Source organism: Lacrimispora amygdalina, assembly GCF_900205965.1.
Taxonomy (GTDB): Bacteria; Bacillota; Clostridia; order Lachnospirales; family Lachnospiraceae; genus Lacrimispora; species Lacrimispora amygdalina_A.
On sequence record NZ_OAOF01000017.1, the window covers coordinates 55,171 to 67,755 of the forward strand.

Below are 12,585 nucleotides of genomic sequence, written 5' to 3' on the forward strand. Positions count from 1 at the left end.
TATGTATACAGTTTTTGCATTATGGAAAAGAGGTCTAAAAGCATTTGTACGAAATAAAACAGGACTAATATTTTCTCTGATATTTCCCTTTTTCTTTGTTTATGTGTTCGGTGCTATATTTAAAAATGATTTTATTGAAAATCCCATAGCTTACATGCTTTCGGGTGTTATTATAACGACAGTGTTTGAAAGCGCACTCAATCTTGCTTCTTCCACAGTTGATGATATGGTCAGTGGGTTTATGAAAGAGGTGCTTGTTTCTCCAGCGAAAAGAGTTTACGTTGCAATGGGACAATTACTGTCTGCGGCCACCGTATCTACGTTACAGGGAATTTTGATATTGGTAATAGGTTTTTTTATAGGTATTAAGTTTACAAACTGGAGTACTCCTTTATTCGTTCTGGTATCAATGATTTTTATCGGCATAGTATTTTCCGGTGTAGGGCTTTTTTTAGCAACAAAGGTACGCAATGGTCAGACATTCCAGATTGTGAAAACTGCAGTGACAATGCCCCTGACATTTCTTTCAGGCGCATATATTCCATTGTCAATGCTGCCGGTTTCGCTGAGAATTGTTGCTTACTTTAATCCAATGACCTATGCGACCGCATTTTTTAGAATGATAGTTCTGGAAAAAGCCGACCTTTCTGTTCCTGACCTGATAAAAGAAGGTTTGGTAGTTGAAATTAATGGTTTCGCTATCACTCCGTTTATGACATTTGCAGTTATTCTGGTGATTGGATTAGTATTTCTGCTGCTGTCTACCATTTCCTTTGTTAAAACAGATTTTTCCCGTATGAATCGAAGTGCTACCGATGCAAATGCTCTTTGGGGGTAAATAATTGGTGAGTGATTGACGGAATGGAGTATAACATGAAATGTCTGAGCTTGGCTGTAAAATGGTTATGACATCAACCCAGGTTGATGAAGACGCCCAGCATTTCTACAGAAGGCTGGGATACATAGATAGAGGAAGTCTTTTTTTAGATAACACACCATTTGAACAACCGCAGGAAATGATTATGTTAAAAATTTTATAGCACAATAATTATCAAAAGATGTAAAATTGAGGGGGGATAAATATGAATACAGATTTTATAAATTTGACAACAGAAAATCTTGCAGTTGAGCATTTATGCTGTATTATCCGTAGTAAAAAGCCGCATCCTGGCGTTGAGGCAAAGCGTCAATGGCTTTCAGACCGCATTAAGGAAGGTCATGTTTTCAGGAAGTTAAATGTAAAAGGCTGTGCCTTTATTGAATATGCACCTTTGGAAACGGCATGGGTACCTATCGTTGGGGACAACTATTACTATGTGTATTGTTTATGGGTTGCCGGGACTCCAAAAGGGAATGGATATGGCAGAGAACTGATTGAATATTGTTTAACTGATGCTAAGGCAAAAGGGAAATCCGGTGTTTGTATGCTGGGGGCAAAAAAACAAAAGTCATGGCTTTCTGATCAATCATTTGTGAAAAAGTTTGGATTTGAGGTTGTTGATACCACCAATGATGGATATGAGTTACTTGCGCTTTCTTTTGACGGAACAACACCAGAATTTGCACCAAAAGCAAAAACCAGTAAAATTGAAAATCAGGATCTGACAATTTATTACGACATGCAATGCCCTTATATTTGTCAATATATTGAAACCATAAGACGGTATTGCGAAGTGAATGAGGTTTCTGTATCTTTCATTCAGGTGGATACTCTGCAAAAAGCCAAAGAATTGCCTTGTGTTTTCAACAATTGGGGCGTGTTTTATAAAGGATGCTTTGAGACAGTTAATTTACTTAACGAGGCCTACTTAAAAAGAATACTTAAAAAATAAATCTACAGTTTTTGATTTGATTGGGGAAGGTAAAATGAACAAGAATGAGAACTATACCATTAGAAATGAACAGGCAGACGATATGCGGTGGAGCAGTTTGATTTGGAATTTGAAAAAATGGAAAAGAAATTTCAGCCATGTCAAGAGGAGTTCTATATACACAGTCATTCAAAAATGATTTAAAAGGAGAGTTGATTATGAAATACAAAGGATCCTGTCTTTGTGGTAAAGTTACTTTTGAAATTGAAGGAGAATTTGAAAATTTTTTCCTTTGTCATTGTGAACGATGCCGTAAGGATACAGGCTCAGCCCATGCTGCTAATCTTTTTTCTTCTTCAGCCAGGTTAAGATGGTTGTCTGGTGAAGAGAAAGTTAAAACTTTTAACTACCATTCGGAAGGTCACATAAAGAGCTTTTGTTCTGATTGCGGGTCAGCGCTGCCAAATCTTCAGTTTGATGGGAAATTGCTGGCTGTACCCGCCGGAAGTATGGACAGCGACATACACATAAAGCCGCAAGGCCATATCTTTTGCCATAACAAAGCAAATTGGGATAATGATTTAGATAACGTACCAAAATTTGAAGAATTACCTTTTCATATAACGGAGTAGGATTAGTATATACGAAATTGTAAGCAGGTTATAATATGCCTTGAGAGTAATGATGTCTCAAGGTATTTTTTTGCTTTTTTTCAGAAAAATGCTGCATAAGGAATAAAGTAATCCAACCGTATATAGAAGATTATGATGGAAATACTTTATATTGCATAATCATCGGTTCATATTATAAATTGTTTTTAATTGGTAAATATGTATACTTTTAATTGGTTTAATAAAATTTATTTGTATAAAAATTTACAATAGTAGTGCATCTAAATTGACAAATTAAGGATTTAAAGTTAAACTATAGTAGATATAAATTAGGAGGTAAAGGTTTGATAGATGAAAAGAAAGAACTTGAATCGAAAAAGATATTAGCAGCAAAGTTAAAAAAAGCAGAAAAAGAAGCACGTAGAAAAGCAATTAAAAATCGTAAACCGTTTAAGGGATTACAGATAAGACTTACCCCTTCACTATTTGATGAAGAAGGACGACAGGAACCAGGTGAGAATAACTGGTCAGGCCATGGTTTCGATATACATCCACAGGTTACATTGATTTCCGTTGCTCTATTGTTTGTATTTATATTATTAACTTTATTATTTCCGATTAAAGCAGAACATATATTTTCCGGATTAATGACAGGGGTCATAAGGAATGCAGGCTGGTTTTTTGTCGTGGCAGCGAATATTTTTATCATAGCAGCGTTATATTTTGCATTTGGAAGATTCGGCAACATTAAGATTGGTGGAAATAATGCACAGCCTGAGTTTAGTAAGTTTGGCTGGTATGCGATGTTACTTAGTGCAGGGATGGGAATTGGTCTGTTATTCTGGAGTGTTGGAGAACCAATTAGCCATTTACAGAATCCGTCGCCTATGTTTGGAAGCATCGAGAAGGGATCCGCGGTGGCAGCACAGGCAGCAATGGCAACTACATTTTTTCATTGGGGATTTCATCCGTGGGCAATATATTCCATAGTAGGATTGGGACTTGCCTTTTTTTCTTACAATAAAGGATTGCCATTGACAATCAGATCTGTGTTTTATCCTTTGGTAGGAAATAAGATTTATGGAATTTTAGGAAATATGATAGATGTTTTATCAGTACTTGCAACACTCATTGGACTTGCAACATCATTAGGTCTGGGAGTTGCACAGGTTAATGCCGGTTTAAATTATTTATTTGGAATTCAAATGAGTACTGGAATACAGATCGTGCTTATTATAGTTATAACGGGGTTTGCTACCATCTCCGTTGTCCTGGGGCTTGACGGCGGTGTAAAACGGCTCAGTGAGATTAATATGGTATTGGCTGGTGTATTCATGATTGTTGTATTGATTGCAGGACCAACCGTATATATTTTAAGTGGATTCTCCCAGAATTTAGGTTATTATATTTCAGAACTTCTGGAGATGAGTTTTTGGACTGAGACCTACCGGGACACCTCCTGGCAAGGCGCATGGACAATTTTTTACTGGGCATGGTGGATTTCATGGTCTCCGTTTGTTGGAATGTTTATTGCACGTATTTCAAAAGGACGAACTGTCAGAGAATTCATACTAGGTGTTATGCTGATTCCGTCTTTGTTATCTTTTTTATGGATGAGCGTATTTGGTGGAACAGCATTATATCTGCAGACAAATAATATAGGAGATATTGCAACTGTTGTTTCACAGGATGTATCAGTAGCGCTGTTTGCCATGCTGAAACATTTACCATGGACATCACTGTTATCTACCGTGGGAATTATTCTGGTAACAGTATTTTTTGTGACTTCCTCAGATTCCGGATCCCTGGTCGTTGACCACTTGATATCAGGTGGAAAGCTTGACTCACCAGTTCCTCAACGTGTATTCTGGGCTGTTATGGAAGGCGTTGTAGCGGCAACGCTGTTGGTTGGAGGCGGTTTAAAATCACTGCAGACAGCCTCTGTCATGACAGGCTTACCCTTTGCGGTTCTCTTGATTTTGCTGGTTTATTCCTTAAAGATTGGATTGCAGGAGGAATATGAGATTGAAGAAGCGGTGCGAAAAAGCCTGGTAAAAGTTGAAAAAGAACATTTCCTGAATGAAGCCATCTCTGAAGTATTGCAGGAAGAAATTGCATCAATTTCTGATAATTCTGAATTTAATAAAACAGAAGAAGAAAAAAATAATGTTTAAATAACTAAATCAGTCTCAAATCAGCATCTGCTGTTTCATAGGTCTCCTTTGGCTTTACAGGGGCATATAGGAAACGGCAGGTGCTTTTTGTAATATCAGCTTCCAATCACAAACCAGTTGACATTTAATTTAATTAGATTATAATAATCAAAAGGGGATAGTCTAATTAGACTAATGATGTGTTGAATTATTACAAACAAAAGAGAGGATAAAAAATAATGAAATCTTTTTTAATGATAGGACAGTCTAATATGGCTGGTCGAGGTTTTATTCATGAGGTACCGCCTATTTATAATGAAAGAATACAAATGTTACGTAATGGAAGATGGCAGATGATGACCGAACCCATTAATTATGATCGCCCTGTTTCAGGAATAAGTCTCGCTGGTTCATTTGCAGATGCATGGTGTCGTCAGAATCAGGATGATGTGATTGGTCTGATTCCCTGTGCGGAAGGTGGAAGCGTACTGGATGAGTGGGCTGTAGACGAGGTGCTATTCAGACATGCGGTTACGGAAGCTGAATTTGCGATGCAAAGTAGTGATTTAGCTGGAATTCTGTGGCATCAGGGAGAAAGCGACAGTGTTAATGGTAATTACAAAGTATACTATAATAAATTGTTATTAATCATTGAGACCTTAAGAAAAGAGTTGAATGCCCCGGATATTCCAATTATTATTGGCGGCTTAGGTGATTTTTTGGGCAAAGAAGGATTTGGGAAAAATTGTACGGAATATGAATATATTAATCAGGAGTTACAAAGGTTTGCATTCGAACAGGATAATTGTTACTTTGTCACAGCAACAGGTTTAACTTCGAATCATGATGGTATACATTTTAATGCAATTTCTCAAAGGAAATTCGGGATACGATATTTTGATGCTTTTTCTAATAAGCATCATGTATTGAAGCCATTGATGAATGAAAATGAATTGATAAGCCTTCTTCAATCCAGACCATATACCAAAACAGAAACGAGATATATAAAAAGTATGGAGTTTGCTATGGGAAAAATATCATTTGAGGAATTTCTATCTCATGTCATGTAAATCAATTATGTTTTAGGGGAGGTATTTTTTGATACCATTACTAATTTTAGGTCTATTGAAACAAAACCCGGGATCTCATGGATATGAATTATTAACCTTAATGGAAGAGCGGCACTATAAATATATTGTAAATTTCACCAAAGGATCCTTTTATTACAATCTGCAGCAATTAGAAGAGAAACAATATATTAAGAAGGTTAACCAGTCAGAGAGTACAAGAGAGACGAATAATTATATTATCACTGAAGCAGGTAACAGGGAATTTGAAAAGCTGATGTTTAAATATGGTTCTAAAACCGACTATGTAAATTTGACTTTTTATACAGCCCTGCTGTTTGGAAATGAGTATAATAATAATGAGTTAAAAAAATTAATTGAACTACAAATTGAGCAAACTAAAAAGAAAATATTTCTATTAGAACAATCAATTCAGCACGATGATACTATCTCTGATTATTTCAGAAAAATGCTGGAAAATTCACGTTCCCATCACTTGGTTAATGTACAGTGGTTTGAAGGGTTGTTAAAGGATATGGATAATAAAAAAAAGATGTGATGGTAATTTGTAAGATAAAAGAAACATCACTTTATATTTATCATATTGCAGACATAAATAAAGAATATACGAAATTGTTTTATTAAAATAAACTATAAAGGCCCTTTTGGTGAAAAATGGAAGTATACCGCCGTTTTTTAAAAACAAAAGGGTTTCTTCTGTTGACAGGTAATAAGTAAGGGAATACACTGAGAAATAAATATTGGAATTATTAGAAATAACATAAGGAGGAGATGTTATGAAAAAGACATGTGTAATTACAATGTGGGCAATAATACTTTCTCTTAGTCTCAGTGGGTGCGCCCAAAACGTAGGCACCCAGGAAACGAAATCTGAACAGAAAGCGGAACCGGAAACTACACAGACGGCTGCAGAGGCAGAAAAAACCGATTTAAGCGGTCATACACTTTCTGTGTATTGCGGCGCAGGAATGACAAAACCGTTTCAGAAGATTGCCGATGCATTCAAGACCCGGACCGGATGCGATTTAGAGCTCACCTTTGCCAATGCAGGGCAGATTCAGACCCAGATTAATACTGCAAAAGAAGGGGATTTGTTTGTTGCAGGTTCTGCTGATGAGTTAAAACCGGTGAGCGATGTGGTCACGGCAAGCAAAGACCTGGTCCGGCACATACCTGTCCTTGCTGTTAAAAGAGGGAATCCATTAAAGATAACCAGACTGGCGGATCTGGCGGATAAAGGTGTACGTCTGGTTTTAGGTGATACTAAGTCAACACCTATTGGGAAAATTTCAGACAAGGCACTTACTGATGCAGGTATACTTGATAAAGTAAATGTAATAGCAAGGACAACCACAGCACCGGAAATCTTCAACGCCCTCATCGTAGACGAATGCGATGCCATAATAGTCTGGAAAGAGAATGTGACGGATACGTCGGTGGAAATCGTGGATACGGATGAGATGCAAAAATACATAAAAACCATTCCGGCTGCCTCCCTGTCCTATTGTGATGACGCTCAGGCACTTGCTGCATTTCTTGACTTTCTGGATTCTGATACTTCCCATGCAATCTGGGAAAATTTTGGCTACGAGGTGATAAAAAATGAATAACGCGAGGAGATACATTGAAAGACAGACATTCCTATAATATCTTTGATATTTTATCGATTATGATAACCGCGGGAATCGTGCTGTTTATTTTATTTGCACTCCTTTCCATTATTATCGGAGGATTCCCTTATTTGAGGGAAGCCCTCTGTTCCGGAGAGGTAAGATTTTCCATCGGATTGAGTATCTATACGGCAAGCATCTCCACCAGTATCTGCGCGATTCTTGCCATTCCATGCGCATATGGCCTAACCAGAACGGCCATGCCGTTTAAAAAGGCATCCCAGATCATAATCGAGATGCCACTGGCCCTTCCCTACCTGGTTCTGGGGCTGTGCCTCCTGGTGGTATTCTCCTCAGAATTCGGAAAGGCTTTAAAGAATCTGGGCTTTAAGGTTGTGTTTGACAGAAAAGGTATTATTCTGGCACAGCTGACGGTTAATCTGCCTTTTGCAGTAAGGCTTATGAAAAATGCTATGTCACAGGTTGATAACAGGCTTGAATTTATTGCCGGTACGCTGGGCGCTGCCCGCTGGGAACGGTTCTACACCATACTTCTTCCTTTGTGCGGACCATCTATTATCACGATGATTGTGCTTGTCTGGTCCCGTGCGCTTGGAGAGTTTGGAGCAACGCTGATGCTGGTGGGTGTTACGCGAATGAAAACAGAGACTCTGCCAGCAAGCATTTATTTAAATATATCTACCGGAGAGAATGGTATGGCAATGGCCTGTGCCATCATATTACTGATAATTTCAGCAATGTCTCTGGCCGTCACTACCGTCTTTGGAGGAATCTCCAGACATCATACACGGGTAAGGGATGTGAATCAATGATGGTATCAGCAATTGAAGTAAAAAATGTTTTCTTAAAAATGGGTGATTTCCAATTAAAAAATATATCCTTTGATGTTCGCCGGAAGGAGATATTCGCAATTCTGGGAAAGACCGGAGCAGGAAAAACCCTGCTTTTGGAATCGATCGCCGGTTTTTACCGGAACCTGGAAGGGGAGATTTTTCTGGAAGGGAAGAATGTTCTTAAGACTCCTCTGACTGAGCGTAAAATAGGCTTTGTCTATCAGGATTATGGCCTTTTCCCCCATATGACGGTGAGAAAGAATATCTCTTACGGCTTAAAAATGCAGAGAAAATCTAAAATGGAGATCGCTAAGAAGGTGGGGCATATGGCTGAGATTATGTCCATATCCCACATACTGGAACAGTATCCGGACACATTAAGCGGAGGAGAAAAGCAGCGTACGGCTTTGGCAAGGTCCCTGGTGTTAGACCCTGGTGTTTTACTGTTAGATGAACCTTTCTCCGCGTTAGATCCTGTAACCAAGGCAGGCATGTATCAGGAGCTTTTAAAAATCAACCAGCAATTTGACTGTGCGATTTTATTTGTTACTCACGACTTTACAGAAGCCCAAAAACTTGCACACAGGGTCGGAATTATGGATAAAGGCTGTTTAAAAGCGGTGCGTAACAGTGATGAGCTTTTTGATTTCTATGAACATGAAGAATTAAATCATTTTTTTGGTATTATGAAAGGAGCGTGTGTATGAACCAGAAAGAGTTAATGGATTTATTAAAGGATAAGTTTAAGACCCTGGTGGAAGAAAACAGTCTTACTATGGATGAGATACATATTGTGTCAAAGAGCCTGACTCCGGAAGAAGCAATCGGCAATACCAGGAGAAAGGATTTTCCCATACTCACCGGCAGGGAGGTGATGCTGCAGGCAGAATATCAGGGGGCGAAAGGACAGGCATTTACTGACGCACCCTCGGAGTTTAAAGGAACTCTTCGTGAAATCCTTGCATTGGATCTGGATAAGGATCTTCACAGCCGGGGCCTTTTTATTGCATCTTTGAATGCAGTTATGGCGAAAATAGGGCTGATTGAACATACGGTTCATTGCCGTACAGAAGAACCGGAAAACTGTGCTGGAGAAATACTTGATATTGTAAAAAGAGATTATAAAGATAGGAAAATAGCACTGATCGGATATCAGCCATCTATTCTGGAAGCATTATCTAAGGACTTTACAGTACGTGTCCTTGATTTAAATCCGAAAAATGTGGGACAGACCCGGTACGGGATAAAAGTGGAACACGGAATTGATGATTATAAAGAAGTTGTGCTTGACTGGTCAGATGTGGTACTGTGTACAGGAAGTACGCTGTGTAACGGAACGATAGTGCAGTATTTTGATATTGGAAAAGAAGTAATATTTTTTGGGATAACAGTTGCAGGGGCTGCAAAACTTCTGGGTTTAAAACGGTTATGCCCATGCTCTGCTTAATGCTGGCTGTTGCTTTATGGTAAAATAAATGATAAATTAATTACTGTAAAGAACGATAAATTCTGAAAAGTGAGGGAAAGATGAGCAAATACAATGCCTTATGGGAATATGTAAAAATGAATGGCACTCCGTCATTTAAACTGACTTTTGATGAAATTGGTGAGATTGCGGGAATACCTCTGGATCACTCTTTTTTGACATACAAGAAAGAGTTGGCGGAATATGGATATCAGGTAGGTAAGATTTCCATGAAGGAAAAGACTGTTATTTTTAATCGTTTATAAACTGGACTGATTAAGAGACCTGAGCGGAATGCTCAGGTTTTTTTGTCCTGGGCAGAATGATACAAAACAGAAAATATATCCCCTCCCATGGCTTGTGAGCAAAGGAGTATTAAAGTATAATACAAAACAATATACAGACAGGATTGGGGAGCAGAATGAATGAACAGAGATGAAAGACAAAAACCCTGGGGTGATGGGGAAGACTATAACCGTTACATAATTTCAGAGCTGTCATCCTTCCGTAAAGATGCCTGGAAAAGGCAGATTGGGGAACACCTGGAAGGAAGAAAAGGATTAAGAATTTTAGATGCAGGTACAGGACCAGGCTTTTTTGCATGTATTCTTTCAGAAGAAGGGCAACGGGTAACGGCAATTGATTACTCGGATGCAATGATTGCCTGTGCCAGAGACAATGCTGGGAAACTGGGCGTCTCGGCAGAATTTAAAAAGATGGATCTCAACCAGCTGGAATTTCAGGATGAAGAATTTGATGTGATAGTGACCAGAAATGTTACATGGACCCTGGAATATCCGCAACAGGTCTACAGTGAATGGAAGAGAATTCTAAAAAAGAATGGTCTGCTGCTGATCTATGATGCCAACTGGCATCTCCATTTTTTTGATGAAGACAAGCTGAAACGTGTCAGAGAGAGGGAAGAACGGTATTTTCGCAGATATGGGAAGAAAGAGATTGTAGCAGTTAAAAACATGGAGTTTTTTGCATCAGCTCCTTTGACCAGTACGCTGCGGCCTGAATGGGATAAAGAGATTTTAAAAAACTATGGTATGAGTGTACAGATACAGACCGACATTGGCGAAAATATTTATGAGGAATGGGAAAAAGATCTTTATGGAGAATCTCCATTGTTCGAGATCTGTGCCAGGAAATTGTGATTAAGAAATCATTAATTAGCAAATGAAGGGAATAGAGAAAGGTGACGAAGAGGAAGACAGCCGGGCGTTTATTGCAGTTTATCATCGTATTGTTTGGAATCAGCTTTTTAACATTCTGCCTTATTTATCTTGCACCCGGTGATCCGGTTAAAGCAATGTATGCAGCCAATGGAAGCGTACCCAGTGAAGAGGTGCTTAAGGCAATGCGGGAGAAGATGGGATTAAATGATCCTTTTCTGATGCAGTATTTTAACTGGCTTTTTAATTGCCTGCATGGAGATTTTGGAACTTCTTACTCACTGAACAAACCGGTGGTAACTGTACTGTTACAGAGACTTTGGCCAACGTTAAAACTCACACTGTTTTCCATGATTCTTATGCTTGCGGTTTCCGTCCCCTTTGGAGTCATTTCAGCAGTGAAGCGTAATAAAGCGGCAGATTATATCATACGCGTTTTTTCGTTTGCTGGTATATCTCTGCCAGGCTTCTGGCTTGGAGTTATGCTGATTTATATTGTTGCTCTGAAATTAAAGCTTCTGCCGGTCATATCCAATGATACTGGAATTAAGAAACTGATTCTGCCTGCTGTCACACTTGCGTTTTCCATGGCAGCAAAATATACCAGGCAGGTTCGAGCCGCAGTGTTGGAAGAATTACATAAGGATTATGTTGTAGGAGCCAGGACAAGAGGAATAAAGGAGAGTACAGTTTACTGGGCACATGTTTTTCCCAATGCACTTCTTCCTTTAGTGACATTAGCCGGCCTGTCCTTAGGATCGCTTCTTGGAGGAACAGCGGTTGTAGAAGTCATCTTTTCTTATCCGGGATTAGGCAGCCTTGCCGTATCAGCGGTCGCAGCCAGAGATTACCCGCTGATTCAGGGATATGTTCTCTGGACAGCTTTGATCTATATGTCGGTCAATCTGGCTATTGATTTATTATACGGAATATTAGATCCGAGAACGAAAGAGAGGTGATGGCAGTGGGGCAAATAGTTGGATTCTGCAAAAAACATAAACAGTTCACGGCCTTTTTCATTTTATCTTTGTTCATTGCTGCAGTTGCAGTTTGCGCACCTTTTATTGCAACACATGATCCATATGAGGCTGTGATATCCAATGTGGAACAGCCGCCTGATGCAAATCACTGGTTCGGAACGGATAAACTGGGACGTGATCTGTTTTCCCGCGTTATTTATGGAACACGTACATCTCTGGCATCGTCAATGTTATTGGTATTTGTCACATTTTTTGTTGGTTCGTCGCTGGGCATTCTCGCAGGTTATTTCGGCGGACTGGCTGATTCTGTCATTATGAGAATTTCCGATATGATGATATCATTTCCCGGCCTTGTGCTTGCAATTGCAATTGCGGGAATTCTTGGATCCAGTCTTATGAATGCAGTGATTGCGATCGTAGCTGTCAGTTGGACGAAGTATGCACGTCTTGCCCGGAGCATGGTGCTGAGAATAAAGAATAAGGACTATATGTCGGCAGCGGTACTGACAGGCTCAAGGACCGGATATATTTTAAGAAAATATATACTTAAGATGACAATGCCGATTCTGATTGTTACGGCAGCCACAGATATGGGCTCTATGATGCTTGAGCTGGCTGCGCTTTCATTCCTTGGATTTGGAGCACAGCCCCCAACCCCTGAATGGGGTCAGATGTTAAATGAAGGGCGTGCCTATCTGCAGAATTCCCCATGGATGATGTTTTTTCCAGGACTTGCCATATTTATTGTTGTGGCAATCTTTAATTTGATGGGAGATAGTCTGAGGGACATTCTTGATACGGGTAATGATTGAATATAGTCTGGCAGCAGGAGGAA

The 12,585-nt window shown here is 39.3% G+C and carries 14 protein-coding genes; all 14 read left to right on the plus strand.

All coding sequences use genetic code 11. The features are described 5' to 3' along the window. Position 1: 1 nt before the first annotated feature. Positions 2-838: an ABC transporter permease gene (locus CRO04_RS19610; RefSeq protein WP_097005936.1), complete on the plus strand. Its 837-nt coding sequence runs from the start codon at positions 2-4 to the stop codon at positions 836-838. Positions 839-1,082: 244 nt separating this feature from the next. Beyond that, positions 1,083-1,832, plus strand: coding sequence for a GNAT family N-acetyltransferase (locus CRO04_RS19615; RefSeq protein ID WP_097005937.1), 750 nt, complete (start codon positions 1,083-1,085; stop codon positions 1,830-1,832). A gap of 197 nt (positions 1,833-2,029) precedes the next feature. Beyond that, a complete protein-coding gene (locus CRO04_RS19625; protein WP_097005938.1) occupies positions 2,030-2,443 on the plus strand; it encodes a GFA family protein in 414 nt (137 codons plus the stop codon). A gap of 323 nt (positions 2,444-2,766) precedes the next feature. Next, positions 2,767-4,596, plus strand: coding sequence for a BCCT family transporter (locus CRO04_RS19630; RefSeq protein ID WP_242974563.1), 1,830 nt, complete (start codon positions 2,767-2,769; stop codon positions 4,594-4,596). 218 nt (positions 4,597-4,814) lie between these two features. After that, complete coding sequence (locus tag CRO04_RS19635) at positions 4,815-5,645, plus strand: sialate O-acetylesterase (protein WP_330400894.1); 831 nt, start codon at positions 4,815-4,817, stop codon at positions 5,643-5,645. Between the two features lie 28 nt (positions 5,646-5,673). Continuing rightward, positions 5,674-6,201: a PadR family transcriptional regulator gene (locus tag CRO04_RS19640; protein ID WP_097005940.1), complete on the plus strand. Its 528-nt coding sequence runs from the start codon at positions 5,674-5,676 to the stop codon at positions 6,199-6,201. A gap of 238 nt (positions 6,202-6,439) precedes the next feature. Continuing rightward, the gene (gene modA / locus CRO04_RS19645) at positions 6,440-7,273 is read left to right on the plus strand and encodes a molybdate ABC transporter substrate-binding protein (RefSeq protein ID WP_207654485.1); all 834 of its coding nucleotides are present in this window, start codon (positions 6,440-6,442) and stop codon (positions 7,271-7,273) included. Between the two features lie 14 nt (positions 7,274-7,287). Then, positions 7,288-8,106, plus strand: a complete 819-nt coding sequence (locus CRO04_RS19650) for an ABC transporter permease (protein ID WP_097005941.1) — start codon at positions 7,288-7,290, stop codon at positions 8,104-8,106. Further along, a complete protein-coding gene (locus tag CRO04_RS19655) occupies positions 8,103-8,834 on the plus strand; it encodes an ABC transporter ATP-binding protein (RefSeq protein ID WP_097005942.1) in 732 nt (243 codons plus the stop codon). Before CRO04_RS19650 ends, CRO04_RS19655 begins: the two co-directional genes overlap by 4 nt. Beyond that, a complete protein-coding gene (locus CRO04_RS19660) occupies positions 8,831-9,574 on the plus strand; it encodes a Rossmann-like domain-containing protein (protein ID WP_097005943.1) in 744 nt (247 codons plus the stop codon). Before CRO04_RS19655 ends, CRO04_RS19660 begins: the two co-directional genes overlap by 4 nt. Positions 9,575-9,654: 80 nt before the next feature. Beyond that, positions 9,655-9,858, plus strand: coding sequence for a hypothetical protein (locus tag CRO04_RS19665; RefSeq protein WP_097005944.1), 204 nt, complete (start codon positions 9,655-9,657; stop codon positions 9,856-9,858). Positions 9,859-10,017: 159 nt separating this feature from the next. Next, positions 10,018-10,752: a class I SAM-dependent methyltransferase gene (locus CRO04_RS19670; protein ID WP_097005945.1), complete on the plus strand. Its 735-nt coding sequence runs from the start codon at positions 10,018-10,020 to the stop codon at positions 10,750-10,752. Between the two features lie 41 nt (positions 10,753-10,793). Continuing rightward, entirely contained in the window at positions 10,794-11,729 is a 936-nt protein-coding gene (gene nikB / locus CRO04_RS19675) for a nickel ABC transporter permease (protein WP_242974564.1), read from the plus strand. After that, positions 11,729-12,562 (plus strand): nickel transporter permease, encoded by an 834-nt coding sequence (gene nikC / locus CRO04_RS19680; protein WP_097005946.1) that lies wholly within the window; start codon positions 11,729-11,731, stop codon positions 12,560-12,562. Before nikB ends, nikC begins: the two co-directional genes overlap by 1 nt. The last annotated feature ends 23 nt before the right edge of the window (positions 12,563-12,585 follow it).